The following is a 13,536-nucleotide window of genomic DNA, read 5'->3' on the forward strand; positions in this document are numbered from 1 at the left end:
CATGCGCAAGAGCCTGCTTTGGAGCCTCATCCTGACGATCGGTGCGAGCGTCTGGACGCTATGGTCGGCCGACCGCGCTTCCGAAGGCCTGGTTGCTCCGGTTCGGCGGACGCTAAAGGCGACGGAACCGCAAGTACTGTTTGCCCACGAAGCGCCGCAAGCATCGGCCGTCGCACTGGCTTGGCCCGCACATTGGGCCGCGCCCGAGATCGCCAGCGCGGTGCGTAATCCATTTGATCCGGTGGCGGAGCCAACACCAAAGCCAACCCGCGCTCCGATCGTGACCGTAACGGGAGCGCCGCCCCCACCTCCGGCGATTCCTGCGGTGGCTTATCGCCTGGTAGGCAAGATGATGGGCGCAGACGGTCGGCCGGTGCTGTATCTGCAGCGTGACAATCAAATGGTTGAAGCGCGCATGGGCGACACCCTTTCGGATGGATACACCGTGGAGTCGGTGGGCGCATCGTCAGTGACGTTAATCCACACCCCTTCTGGCACGCATGCCACGCTTGATTTACCCGAGGTTCGGGATTAGCGCCATGAACTCATACAAAAAAAGGCTAGCACCGCAGATGGCGATGCAATTTTCCCAGCGATGGGTTTCCTGGCTGGTGCTACTGGCGTCCGCATTTGCGCTAGGCGCATGCTCGATTCAGCACTACCGTGACAAGTCGTCAGATCTGATTCTGGCTGGCCATTACGAAGAAGCGAACAAGGTGATGCAGGATGCGGTTGCCGATCACCCCGAGAGCGGTGAGCTGAAAGGCGCGCTTCTGCAGAATCGGCAGAAGTCGCTCGATCAGTTGGTGGCCAATGCACAAATGGCGCAAGCACAGGGCAACTTCGACGAAGCCGCGACGTATTTGCAGCGCGCAGAGGCGTTTGACCCGCAAACGGGTCGCGTCATGGCGTTGGAGCATGATCTGGCGGTGGCCAAACGCCAAGGCGCCGCGCTCAAACTGGCACAAGAGGCGGCTGAAAAACACCGCTATCCGGCAGCGCTCGATATCGTGAACGATGCGCTGAAAGAGAACGCGCATAACGCGCCATTGCTTGCATTGCAGCAACAGCTACAGGCTAGCCAGCGCGCGGCGCAACGTGCCGCGGGGCGCGCCGGGCTGGGCGATGGTAAGCCGATTTCGCTCGATTTTCGTGATGCGAGTTTGCGCAGCGTGCTGGATGTGATGGCGCATTTCAGCGGCATCAACTTCATCCTCGATAAAGACATTCGCCCCGATACGCACGTGAGCGTTTATCTGAAGAATGCCCGTTTTGAAGACGCACTTGATTTGATCACCAGTTCCAATCAACTGGCGAAAAAAGTGCTGGACGAGAAAACCGTCGTCATCTATCCCAACACGCCAGACAAACAGCGCGAGAATCAGGAGCAGGTAGTGCGCGTGTTCTACCTCGCCAGTGGTGACGCCAAGGGCGCGGCTGCCTTGATCAAATCGATGCTGAAGGTCAAAGACCCGTATGTGGACGAGCGTCGCAATATGCTTTCATTGCGCGATTCGCCCGAGAACATCGAGCTGGCGGCGCGGTTGATCTCGCTGTATGACCAGCCCGATGCAGAAGTGCTGCTTGAGGCAGAAGTTATTGAAGTGAGCGCTACGCGCCTTACTCAATTGGGCATTACCTATCCGAGCAGCGTAACGCTGAGTCCGCTCACACCAGGTGGTGCGTCCCAACTTACGCTGGGCAATATCGGCAGCATGGGTAAATCGGATATTGGCGTGTCACTGCCCAATCTACTGATCAGCCTTAAGCGTCAGGTGGGCGACGTCAATATCCTGGCTTCGCCCAGGATACGCGCCCGCAGCGGCGAGAAGGGCAAGATCATGATCGGCGACAAGGTGCCGGTGATTACCACGACCACGGGCAGCAACGGTTTTGCTTCAGAGTCGGTCAACTATCAGGACGTTGGTTTGAGCCTGAACGTCGAGCCGACCGTCTATGCCGACGATGATGTCGCCATCAAGGTGGAGATGGAAGTCAGCACACTGGGCCAGCAAGTCACCACCTCATCGGGGAGCGTGGCTTATCAGATCAGCACTCGCAATGCGTCGACGCTATTGCGGCTGCGAGATGGGGAGACCCAATTGCTGGGTGGCTTGATCAGTAATCAGGATTCGTCGAGTTCCGATCGCGTTCCAGGTTTGGGTGATTTGCCAATGCTGGGCCGACTGTTTCGTAATCAGACGGATAACGGCACCAAAACCGAGCTGGTGCTGGCGATTACACCGCATATCTTGCGTAATATCCGCCGTCCCGATGCGGCCGAATCTGAGCTCTGGGTGGGTACTGAAGCCAACCAGCGGCCACGCGCATACGGTGGCCGGGTGATGCCAGCTGATGACGCCACGCCTCCTGCCCCGGCAAAGCCAGGCCCTTCGACCACTCCCGCCGCCGGCGCACCCGATCCGGCACAAGTACCTGCAGCAGCTGCTGTTGCACCCGTGTTTACCTGGCAGGTTCCAGCTTCGGTTAAAGCGGGCGAAGAATTCCAGGCCACGCTGATGCTGGAGAACAAAACACCAGTGCGTGGCGTGCCGCTACGCATCGTTCTGCCCAAGGACAAAGTGGCTTTCGTTGATGTCAGTGAGGGTGATTACTTCAAGATTGGTGGCACCAAAACGGCGTTTACCAACAAATACGATAAAGACCAGTCCGTTCTGAGTATCGGGGTGCTGCGTATGCCAGCTGACGGCGTGACTGGTAAGGGCGGGGTCGTAACTTTGCGTTTGAAAGCATTGGCGGCGGGCCCGGCGGAAGTGTCCATGGTCGGGGCAGAGCCGGTGGGCAGCGATGGTCCAATCGCACCCGTAACAACGCCTGCGACATTCAAGCTGGACGTGCAGTCATGATAGCTGCGGCGCGCCGTACAAATGGTGGCGGGTATACCTTGATCGAGATGCTGGTGGTGCTAGCCATTCTCGGGATCCTCGCCGCCGCAAGCTGGCCGCTGGCCGAGCTGAATGGCCAGCGCGTGAGAGAACAGCAGCTGGATCGCGCGCTTTGGCAGATTCGTGGTGCGCTGGATCAATACAAGCATCTGGTTGACTTGGGTGAAATCAAAGCGCCCACCGAAAGCGGCTATCCGCCCGATCTGGCCGCGCTCGCCAACGGCATCACGGGTCTTAAAAGTGGCACTACCATTTTTTTGCTGCGACGAGTTCCCCGTGATCCGTTTGCCGATGGTGCGCTGCCCGCAGACCAGACTTGGGGTTTGCGCGCCTATAACTCGCCTGGCGATAAGCCCGAAGCAGGTAAGGACGTTTACGACGTGTATTCGCAGTCTTCAGGCACCGGGCTCAACGGCGTGCCGTTGCGGCAATGGTGAAGCAAGCGATGCGTCGAAATACGGGCTTTACCTTAATCGAGTTGCTGGTGGTGTTGGCAATCATGGGGATGCTGCTGTCGATTGTCGCGCCCAATTACATCCGGCACATCGATCAGGCCCGTGAGACCGCGTTACGTGAAGATCTGTTTGCGGTTCGCGAGGGCATCGACAAGTTTTACAGCGACCAGGCACGCTACCCCAAAACGCTGGACGAATTGATCAGCGCGCGTTACATCCGCGGTTATCCGGTCGACCCGGTCACAGGGCGTTCGGACAGCTGGGTTTTGGTACCTGCTAAAACTCAAAGCGGCGGCATTCTGGATATCAAAAGTGGCGCAGAGGGTACTGCTGCGGATGGAACGCGCTATGCCGACTGGTAAACGCACGACGGCTACGGGTTTCACCTATATCTGGGCGCTGATGGTGCTGGTTTTGCTGTCGGTGGCACTGTCTGTCGTCGGCCCGATCTGGTCGGCACAGGTGCGGCGTGAGCGCGAACAGGCGCTGATTAGAACCGGGTTTTTATATGCGGCCGCGATCGAAAACTATTACAACCAATCGCCGGGTTCACTTAAGCAGTACCCGAGTGATTTAACTCAGCTGCTACGAGACGGGCGCTACGTCAGCACCATGCGTTATCTGCGCGCGCTATACGCTGACCCGGTGAGTGGTCGGGCATTTGTCCCGATCAAAAATGCCCAAGGCGCCGTCGTCGGCGTCGCGAGCGCAAGTCCGGCTGCACCGCTGGCCGCTGCGGGTTGGACTGATGGCCAGCATGCTTTGCCCCCCGCAGCCCACTATGCCGACTGGCAATTTCTGGCGCAGGTGAAGCCATGAGTGAGAACAGCTTGATGCGCTTTAAAGTGCGCTGGATTAGCACGCTGACCGCATCGATCGAAGAGCGCGAACGCGAGGCTGTGTCGGCCCAGTCCTTGCGCGAGCAGATTGTGAACGAAGGCGGGCAAGTGCTGTCGTTGGCGGTGCTCAAGCAACCGCGGGCGTCGGCTGCGTCACCCGGCAAGCGGTTTGATGTTGGTGCATGGTGCCGCGAAATGGCAACGTTGGTGCGCGCGGGCATGACGGTAGTGGAGGCGATCGAAACATTGCAACTGCAAGCCGGTGCTGGTGGCTTGGGCCAGGTCCAGCAAGCGGTGTTGAATCGCCTGCAACAGGGTCGATCCCTGTCGCAAGCCATGGACGACAGTAAGGCGTTTCCGCAGGTTTTGATCGCCAGCGTGATTGCGAGCGAACGCACGGGCCGGCTGGTTGAAGCGCTCGATGATTTTATCCAGTACGAGCAGCAGCTGCGGCAACTGCGCAAACAGACGCTGTCTGCCGCAATTTACCCGCTGATGGTAATCGGCATTGGCGGCGGGATCGTGCTGTTTCTGCTGTTTTACGTGCTTCCACGTTTTGCAGGCGTCTATGACACCTTTCAGGGGGATGTCAGCGCCATGACCCGCCTTATGCTGGGCTTAAGCAAGCTGGTTACGACTCATCTGCCCATGGTGATCCTCGGGCTGGTGGGTTTGACCATGGCTGTGGCGTACGCGGCCAGTAGCGGCCGCTGGCAAACTGCGGCGCTGGCCTTGGCTCGCGCTGTGCCGATCTCGCGCCGTGCACTGGATGATTTCAATAAGTCAAAGTTGTACCAGGCTTTGGCGCTGACCCTGAAGGGCGGTTACCCATTGATGGACGCATTGACGGTCTGCGAAACCTTGGGCTTTGGTGCGGCAATGACCGCAGACCTGACCCAAGCCAAGGCCGCGATCGCCCGTGGGCAGAGCGCGTCGGTCGCTTTTGGCGATAGCAAGCTGGCTGATCCGGTTGGCGTGCGCTTGTTGCGGGTGGGTGAGCGCACCGGCCAGTTTGTATTGGTACTACAAGCCTTGGCGGACCGGCATGCCGACGCGTTTAGCACTTTTATCCAGCGCGCCACTTTATTGATTGAACCGATTTTGCTGCTGCTGGTGGCACTGATCGTCGGCAGCATCGTGGTGATGATGTATATGCCGATTTTTGATATTGCCAGCGGTATTCATTGAGATGCTGATTTAGCCATGACAGCCAAAGTTTCTGATTCAGCCATAACCTGGTCGCAACGCATTGCTGCAGCGCGTGCGGAGAGTCGTTCGGGCGGTGGCACAGTGCTTGACGCTTTGCTTCGCCACTGGCCCGACCGGCCCGAAGCCTTGAGCGCAGCGCTGCAAACGCACGCTGGTGTGCTCTGCGTTGACGAGGCCCAGCCATGGTCGCTGCATCCGCAACTGCGTGATCTGGCTGTGGCGCGTACGTCGCGTGCGGTGCCCGTGATCGGCCTGGACAGCAGTGTGGTAATCGTGGCGGCTGACCCTTGGGATGACCGCGCGATCAAAGCGGTGCAACGTCACATCGGCGCGGCTGCACCCGCGTTGGCGGTGACGGAGGAGTTGCTACAGCGCTTGCTTGAAATGAGCGCTTCCAGCTCCGTGTCGGGTACAGGCGCCAGCCTACGTGCCGACGCCGCTGGGCGCCCCGCTGACCACTCTGTCGGCGGGCCAGTAGTGTCGTTTGTCGAGGCCGCAATTGCACGGGCAGTTCAGGCAGGTGCCAGCGATATCCATTTCGAATGCGATCGCAATGGACTCACTGTCAAGCATCGTCTGGACGGGGTCATGCAACGTTTTGCGCGCATGGACGGCCATGGCGCCGCGCAGGAAGTCATCTCGCGCATCAAAGTGCTGGGCCAGCTCGACATTACCGAGCGCCGACTGCCGCAAGACGGGCGCTTTCGCTATGAAAGCAAAGATACCGCGATGGATTTGCGGGTCTCCATCATGCCCAGTATTCATGGCGAAGACGCCGTGTTGCGCCTGCTGGATAAAGCCCAGTTCAAAGCAGCCGCTACGGGCATTTCTATGGAGTCGCTAGGGTTTGATGCGGGGCGTTCTCGCTTGATACGCACCATGGCGCGCGAGCCCAACGGCATGATGCTGGTGACGGGCCCCACTGGCAGCGGCAAGACCACCACGCTGTATGCCGTGCTCTCCGAAATCAACACTGGTCTGGAAAAGATCATCACGATTGAAGACCCGGTCGAGTACGAGCTGGAAGGCGTGCTGCAGATTCCAGTTAACGAGCGCAAAGGCCTGACGTTTGCCAAAGGCCTGCGTTCTATTTTGCGGCACGACCCGGATCAGATTCTGGTAGGTGAGATCCGTGATGCGGAAACCGCCGAGATCGCAGTGCAGGCCTCGCTAACAGGTCACCAGGTGTTTACCACGGTGCACGCTAACAACGTCGCCGACATCATGGGGCGCTTCAAGCATTTTGGTATCGATATGTTTGGTTTTACCTCGGCGCTGAATGGTGTGATCGTCCAGCGCCTGGTGCGCCACCTGTGCCCGCTTTGCGCGCGACAAGAGCCCATTGATGAAGCGCAGCGGGCGATCTTCGAGCGCGCTGAAATCAATCCACCCGATACCGTACCTGTCGCGGTGGGCTGCGATGCCTGCCACGGCTATGGCTATACGGGGCGTTTTGTGCTGACCGAAGTGCATCAGATTAATGACGATTTTCGTGATCTGGTGATGAGCAACGCTTCGCTGTCTGCTTTAAAACAGCATTTTCGGGCTCAGCAGGTCATGCCCTTGGCGGTGGCGGGTTTGTATCGCGTATTGGCTGGCGAAACCACTCTGGAGGAACTGCAACGTGTGGTTGGCGCGCTCTAAACAGCTGGAAATTTATCTGGGCCAGACGCTGGTCGGCATACGCTGCCCCGAAGCGAGCGAGGCGCAATGGTGGCCGCTGGCGCTTGCAGCGGATGGTTTGACGGAACTGATCGCGCGCGCTGCCATCCTGCGGCCCGCAGGCGCACAAGCGCGTATCTGGCTAAGCGCTGCACTGGCGCGCCCCTTCGTGCTGCCTGCGGATCGAGGGGCAAGCAACGCGATGGAATTGCAAGCGCTGGCGAATCTGATAGGGGGTGATCTAATGTCGCCGCCTGCGGTCCCCAAGGTCTGGAGCTCGGGGCGGACGGGGAGGGCAGATCAGCTGGCGGCGGTGATGGATCGGCATTTATTTGATGCGCTGATCGCGCGCTTTGCTGAGGTGGGCGTAACACTTGGCGCCATCAGTCCTTGGTGGGAGGCCGCGCTGCAAGCCGACCCCGAAACGCCTCAGAGAGCAAAGAAACGCGAGTGGCTAAGGCCGGCCCCAGGGGCGATTGAAAACGCGACGCCCAAAATCTGGGCGTTGCACGAACCGGACGGGTTTACCTTGCTGGCCTATCGGAGCGGGCAGCCTTGTTTTGCCCAAACTGAAGAAGTATTACCGCACGATCCCGATTGGCAACTTTATCAGCGACGCGTGCTGATGGCCGAAGGCTGGTCCTCGGCGCAATTGCGCTCTGTACGGTTATCGCCAGCATTGGATGCCCCGTTTGATTCGGAATCACAAATAGTATCGATGATGATTGGCGCCATTAGTTTGGCGCCGATTGTGGAAAACGTTTGACATGGCAATTAATTTCATCGCTGCCAAAACGCCAAAGCCGGTTTCCTGGTATTTGCTTGCCGCAATAATTTTACTCGCTGCTCTATTGTGGTGCGCCATTTACGTATTTGCACTGAAGGTGCAAAAGATACGCGCTGATTTTCAATATGTTCAAACGGTCCAGAAGACAGGCTCGCGCGCTATGCCTGCACCAGCGCTGTCTGCTTCGATGGTGGCGTTAGCGCCCGATGCTTTGCAGGCGTGGCAGGTGGGGCGTTTCTTCACTGCATCCGCGCTGACCCAGTTGGAAAAAGTGGCAAAGCTGGGCGTTCAGGTACAAACGCTGGACGTCAGCGAAGACCAGCATCGCGTGGATATCTCTTTGACGGCGAAGGACTATTCGGCGCTGGCAGATTTTGTTGGTGCTTTAAATCACCAAGACAAAATGCAGGGGTGGCGTCTGTTAAAAGCGACCGGTACCGGGCAAAGCGATGGCATGATTCACGCGACGATACAGCATGAATAACGGAGTGCCTCGTCGACTAATCTCTCGGAGGATGCACGCCGAATAACTGAACTTGATGTTTTTTTGCAACGCAGTGTGTCGATGACAAATGTCTGTTTTGTCAGGAATTTATTGTAATTAGTGCAATTTATTTTGCGTATGTATTGCCCATCCTTTAACGCCCTGTAATCCTGATGCCCAAATAAAACATTGCCGACCTTGCGCTGCTGTTAGTCAGTGGCTTGCGCCCGATTCAAATAAAACAGGGCGTGTGGTTTAGCAAGGCCGGCATTCAAGGGGCTAATCTTGGGCGTTCTATCTGGCAAGGCTGCGTTGCGTATTGTTTGCGCGGCGGCGGTAATCTTTTTTGCGTTCGACAGCGCTGGCGTTATTGCGGCGGATTCAGGTTTCGCAGTGGCCAGTAATGGCTTTCCGACTTATTCGTTTCCGGTTTCCGTGCCGCCCGGCGTAAAAGGGCAGGCACCCAGCCTGGCCATCAAATACACGGGCAGCCCGACCCCGAACAGCGCTTTGGGTAGCGGCTGGACGTTGTCTGGCGTGTCCGCAATTTCGCGCTGCCAGATGGTGTACGACACTGATCACAAGCGGGGTGATTACCACTACCAGCCCACCGACAAGCTCTGCCTTGATGGGCAACGATTAATTCAGGTCTATTACAACGGGGTCATTGTTGGTGACTCTGCGCCTGCGCAATCTAATGATGCATTAGGAGGCAGCGGGCTAGTGCGAGAGTTTCGCACCGAAAACCATTCGTATGCACGGATCCGCGCCTATGGCTCTGCGGGCGGAAACTCGGCATTTGGCCCCGATTATTTCAAGGTCTGGACCAAAGACGGGCGGGTGCTGGAGTACGGCAACAACAATGCCGCTACCAGTTCACAAATCGCTGTGGCTCCCGGTAGCAAGCCCATCATGGCGTGGGCCTTGAACCGAAGTTCGGATCTGCATGGTAACTACATCGATTACAAATACCAGATTCTTGATACCGCGTGGGGCACTGTAGGTGCCGCCACCGGCCGTGAATGGAATCTGGTTGAAATCGACTATACAGGCAACAGCGTGAACGGCCAGGCACCGACCAGCAAGGTGCTGTTGAGTTACGTTACCAAGCCGGATTACGGAAGTAATAAGCTGCAGGATCGCTCCGAGGCGTATCACGAAGGCTACAAGACGGTCAGCACCCAGCTGCTGACGGGCATCCGGACCTATGTCAACGCACAGGCCACACCGGTTGAAGTGCGCGCGATCAAGCTGGGGTATGACAATGGTCCGGTGACTAACCGCTCGCGACTGACCAGTATTACCGAATGCGTTGGTGCATCAGAGAGCACCTGCTTGTCTCCCGTCAAATTCGCCTATACGGCCGGTGGTGATGAGACCTATGTGGCGCATCAGTTGCGGTCCGGGTCGTCCGCTAACCCTCCGGTTCCGGAAGGACCTCACGATTTCTATCAGTCAGGGATGTCGGGATATACCTATCAGGCCGTCGTCTCCGGGCAGGCACAAAATGCCTACTATCGAAGTAATGGGGATGGTACGTTTTCTGCAATCTCTGTCGATCCCGGATATGGGATTATCCCTGCGGGCGTCGATTTCAATGGCGATGGTCTGCAGGACGGCTACGTTTCAAACGCGGACGGCACGCTCACCATTTATTTTGCCAAACTTGATGGCACTTATGACGTTGGGCCGAAAACCTCTTTTGTTGCCAGAAATGTACCTTTGACATGGAAGGTAACCAGCGACACTTCGGGATGCAGGGGGGCACAAAATTCGGTGACCTACGCCTACGGTGTTTGCTACAACTGGACTGCAGCGAGCCAATTCTTTTTTATCGACTTTAACGGCGACGGGATCGGCGACATCATCGTTACCTCCATTTCGTCAAACGATAACATGCCCGCAACCTATAACCGTCCGGCCAAGGGTAGCTACGCGGCGACGGGCAATCTTGGAGAATTTGAACCTCAATGCATGCAATCGGGCTGGAGCTGCTCTACTCAGGTTTATAAGGGTGATGGTCAAGGCGGCTTTATCCAGGTGCAAACCAATATGGCGTCCTGGAGTATGTATCGCACTTCAGTTTCGGCCCTGATCAGCATGACTGGCAACGGCCTTATGGACCCCGTCGGTTACGACTTCGATTTTCCGCTGACTCAGACTTTCAAGGGTGCAAATACGGTCAAACATCCGGTCGCATGGCTGTCACAAGGCGACGGCAATTTTTTGCCAGCCATGATGCCTGATTCTTCCAGTACGACAACTAACGGGTGCTTCTCCATCAATGGCTCGCTGTGTTTTGATCCCGATGGTGGTGGCCTTAAAAGCAATCTGCTTTATGGTGCGGCCAATGGCGGCGGCTCCGCACAGGTCGGTTATCAGCTTAATAACGGGTTGTACAGTTACACCGCCTATGGCCAGGCCAGCGTAATCCAGATGACGAATCTGATTCTTGATGATGTCAACAAATGGCCGCCAACATCTGTCATGCCTAACAATACCATCCGTAACAACACTTTCCATCTGGCTTCGGCAGACGTGAACGGCGACGGCAGAGACGACATAATTCGCGTGAGTGACAATCCGTCGGAGAACGCGGTTTTTTTAAGCCGTGGCGACGGCACTTATCTGAAGTCGACCAGCTTCAATCTTGCTGGCTATCAGTTGTGGCGCAGCGATGGTACTGCGGGGTTTGGTATCGCGGATTTCACGGGCCGCGGCAACGTCGAGTTTCTGGCATCCAACAGCGCTGCACGGGTACCCGACGGGGACGTGGGACCGTACACGCCCTATTCGGGGCCAGGTAGCACAAACTATGGCGCATGGAGTTTCACCAAAGCCGATGGCACACCCCCTGATCTGTTGACGACCATTACAGGTCAGACCGGTTTGGTGACCCGGATTACTCATACACCACTGAACAACTCGAACGGCCGTTACAACCGCCAGCCTGGCACCTATCCCAAAGCCATGGCGACGCTGCCGTGGTGGGTGATCACCACCGTGGTGCAAGACACGGGCGTTTCTGGCGGAACGATCCAGACGGACTACATCTACAAAGGCCTGAAGGGCAACATCAAGGGTCGCGGCGTATTGGGTTTTAGCGAGGTCATCAAGGGTATGCCCGGCCCTGACGGGTCGCCGGTTACTCAGGACACCATTTACTCGCAGGATTATCCATACATCGGCAGGATCTCCACCGATAAAATTTTGACGGGTTCGTTGTATCAGCCCGCGCTGTGGAAGCTTGTACACCAGACCGACAACATCTATTGCGAGCTGGGTTCCAGCGGCGCTGTAGTCGGCAACATTTGCCCCACCACCTCGAGCATTGTGCGTCCTTATTTAAAACAGTCCACAGAAACCAGTTTTGATCTTGATGGTTCGGTACTGCCCACCCGGACCACGACTTACACAGTCAATTCCCACGCAGACCCCTTAACCGAAACGTTGGTTGTGACGGGCGCTGATGTGGCTGGCGTGCAGCAAAGTGCGACCTCGATAACCACCAATACTTACTGGCCTGAAAACTTTAACGATGACAACTGGTTGCTGGCACGCAAAGCCACTACGACGGTGCAGAACACGGTATCCAGCACTGCTGCTCTGGCAACCAGCGCGGGCACGGCGGCGCATGCCTCGGATTTTGCGGGCACCCCACCGACTTTAGCGGTGAGCGCCAGCCCTGCTAGCGTCAATCTTAGCCAGCCCACTCCGGGTAGCTACACCCAAACCATAACCATTGCCGCTAGCGGCACCTCCTTGGTTGCGCCGCTGAGCTACACGCTGACGACTGATAAAGCTACCGCAATCGCGGCTTCGATTAGCGGCAATACCGTGACGTTCACCTTTACCCCGACTCAATACGGCCAGACCGAGCAAGCCAATTTCAAGATTGCAGTGACGGACTATAAGGGGCAATGGGGCAGTGTGACAGTGCCCGTAGCTATGGGGATCGGCAGGCGTGCCACCACCAGTACGGTAACGCCTTCGGTAACATCTGTGGCGCCCACGGTCGGCATGAGTTTTGCAGTGGCTGTTGCGGGGATTAATCCGACCGGATCAGCGACGTTCGCCGACAGCTTGGGCAATCCGATGGGCACGGTCAACCTCGTTAACGGAGCAGCGGCCTTCTCCTTCACAGGTTTCACATCGGAAGGCAACCATACTGTAACGGCAACGTACGGCGGGGACAGTGTCAACGCTCCGAGCACTAATGTAGCGCAGGTCACTGTTGCAAAGCTGGCCACCAGCACGAGCGTTTCTGCTTCCTCTACCAGCTTTCAGGTGGGCAATACCATCTCGTATACAGCCAACGTTGCCGGGGGCGCAGCGCCAGGCGGGCAGGTTGCTTTCTACGATAACGGTAGTGCGTTTGCCACCGTGGGGATGAATGGCGGAAGCGCGGTTGCGTCACGGTTGATGGGCGCGGCAGGAAGGCATGACATCACAGCTCAATATCTGGGCGATGTTAAAAACGCGATCAGTACATCCTCTGCAGCGACGGTGACGCCTTACCCCGCGACGCCAGGGACCAATTTCACGTCGATTCCGACCAATGTCGTTGTGGGCCGAACCTACTCGATGGCGGCCGCCGTAATCCTCGGGTACGGCCCCACCGGATCGGTCGATTTTCGCGATGCAACTACCGGAACAGATTTTGGTGCAGTGGCCCTCAATGGGGGTTCCGCAGCAATAAACTGGTCTGTCGGCAGCGCGCAAGCGCATCAGATACAAGCCATTTATAGCGGCGATGCCAATAACTACAGCACTAGCGCGGCTACTAATATCAACGCTTATAACGTTTTGGGGATTGGTGTTGCCGGTACAAGGAAAACGCTCTCAGGTACTCAGTCTAGTTACAACTCGGGGTATTGGAATTTGACCAGTTCCAAAGGGTCAACGGTCTGCTACGGAACGATCTATCTCACTGCGGCTGCGGGTGGCGGGTCGGGCAATTACACCTATTACTGGACGAATTCTACGGCCGCGAGTGGCGTCAGTGGTTCAGGTTCCGGTAACACTTTTACGGTCAATATCGCTGTACGCACCGGCCAATATGCTTCGGCTGTTTATACCGTGGCGGTAACTGACGGCATCCTCGATGGCAACAATAACTGGCTGCAAAATCCGTCGGTTACAGCGCCGATTAATATCCAGTGCAGTAGTGGCAGTGCTTGATCATGCGCAAACA

The 13,536-nt window shown here is 57.1% G+C and carries 10 protein-coding genes; all 10 read left to right on the plus strand.

All coding sequences use genetic code 11. The annotated features are described in order from the left end of the window. The first annotated feature begins 1 nt into the window (after position 1). A complete protein-coding gene (locus WG78_RS01725) occupies positions 2–535 on the plus strand; it encodes a hypothetical protein (protein ID WP_053936048.1) in 534 nt (177 codons plus the stop codon). Between the two features lie 43 nt (positions 536–578). Continuing rightward, positions 579–2,867, plus strand: a complete 2,289-nt coding sequence (locus WG78_RS01730) for a secretin GspD/PilQ domain-containing protein (RefSeq protein ID WP_161805050.1) — start codon at positions 579–581, stop codon at positions 2,865–2,867. After that, positions 2,864–3,343, plus strand: a complete 480-nt coding sequence (locus WG78_RS01735) for a type II secretion system protein (protein WP_053936050.1) — start codon at positions 2,864–2,866, stop codon at positions 3,341–3,343. The genes WG78_RS01730 and WG78_RS01735 overlap by 4 nt, the downstream gene beginning before the upstream one ends. After that, positions 3,337–3,723 (plus strand): type IV pilin protein, encoded by a 387-nt coding sequence (locus WG78_RS01740; protein ID WP_053936051.1) that lies wholly within the window; start codon positions 3,337–3,339, stop codon positions 3,721–3,723. Before WG78_RS01735 ends, WG78_RS01740 begins: the two co-directional genes overlap by 7 nt. Beyond that, positions 3,710–4,180, plus strand: a complete 471-nt coding sequence (locus WG78_RS01745; RefSeq protein WP_053936052.1) for a type II secretion system protein — start codon at positions 3,710–3,712, stop codon at positions 4,178–4,180. The genes WG78_RS01740 and WG78_RS01745 overlap by 14 nt, the downstream gene beginning before the upstream one ends. Next, positions 4,177–5,388: a type II secretion system F family protein gene (locus WG78_RS01750; protein WP_053936053.1), complete on the plus strand. Its 1,212-nt coding sequence runs from the start codon at positions 4,177–4,179 to the stop codon at positions 5,386–5,388. The genes WG78_RS01745 and WG78_RS01750 overlap by 4 nt, the downstream gene beginning before the upstream one ends. 102 nt (positions 5,389–5,490) lie before the next feature. After that, positions 5,491–7,053 (plus strand): GspE/PulE family protein, encoded by a 1,563-nt coding sequence (locus tag WG78_RS01755; RefSeq protein ID WP_161805051.1) that lies wholly within the window; start codon positions 5,491–5,493, stop codon positions 7,051–7,053. Further along, positions 7,034–7,837 carry a hypothetical protein gene (locus WG78_RS01760; protein ID WP_053936055.1) on the plus strand — a complete coding sequence of 268 codons (804 nt, stop codon included), beginning with the start codon at positions 7,034–7,036 and terminating at the stop codon, positions 7,835–7,837. Before WG78_RS01755 ends, WG78_RS01760 begins: the two co-directional genes overlap by 20 nt. Before the next feature lies 1 nt (position 7,838). Continuing rightward, positions 7,839–8,342: a hypothetical protein gene (locus tag WG78_RS01765; RefSeq protein WP_053936056.1), complete on the plus strand. Its 504-nt coding sequence runs from the start codon at positions 7,839–7,841 to the stop codon at positions 8,340–8,342. A 285-nt stretch (positions 8,343–8,627) separates the two neighbouring features. Then, positions 8,628–13,523 (plus strand): Ig-like domain repeat protein, encoded by a 4,896-nt coding sequence (locus WG78_RS01770; protein ID WP_083458698.1) that lies wholly within the window; start codon positions 8,628–8,630, stop codon positions 13,521–13,523. Positions 13,524–13,536 lie beyond the last annotated feature (13 nt).

It is taken from the genome of Amantichitinum ursilacus, from assembly GCF_001294205.1.
Classification (GTDB): Bacteria; Pseudomonadota; Gammaproteobacteria; order Burkholderiales; family Chitinibacteraceae; genus Amantichitinum; species Amantichitinum ursilacus.

What these genes read in the sequence shown, in the direction of transcription:
- WG78_RS01725 (WP_053936048.1), top strand. Translation starts at nt 2, where the DNA reads ATGCGCAAGAGCCTGCTTTGGAGCCTCATCCTGACGATCGGTGCGAGC.
- WG78_RS01730 (WP_161805050.1), top strand. Translation starts at nt 579, where the DNA reads ATGCAATTTTCCCAGCGATGGGTTTCCTGGCTGGTGCTACTGGCGTCC.
- WG78_RS01735 (WP_053936050.1), top strand. Translation starts at nt 2,864, where the DNA reads ATGATAGCTGCGGCGCGCCGTACAAATGGTGGCGGGTATACCTTGATC.
- WG78_RS01740 (WP_053936051.1), top strand. Translation starts at nt 3,337, where the DNA reads ATGGTGAAGCAAGCGATGCGTCGAAATACGGGCTTTACCTTAATCGAG.
- WG78_RS01745 (WP_053936052.1), top strand. Translation starts at nt 3,710, where the DNA reads ATGCCGACTGGTAAACGCACGACGGCTACGGGTTTCACCTATATCTGG.
- WG78_RS01750 (WP_053936053.1), top strand. Translation starts at nt 4,177, where the DNA reads ATGAGTGAGAACAGCTTGATGCGCTTTAAAGTGCGCTGGATTAGCACG.
- WG78_RS01765 (WP_053936056.1), top strand. Translation starts at nt 7,839, where the DNA reads ATGGCAATTAATTTCATCGCTGCCAAAACGCCAAAGCCGGTTTCCTGG.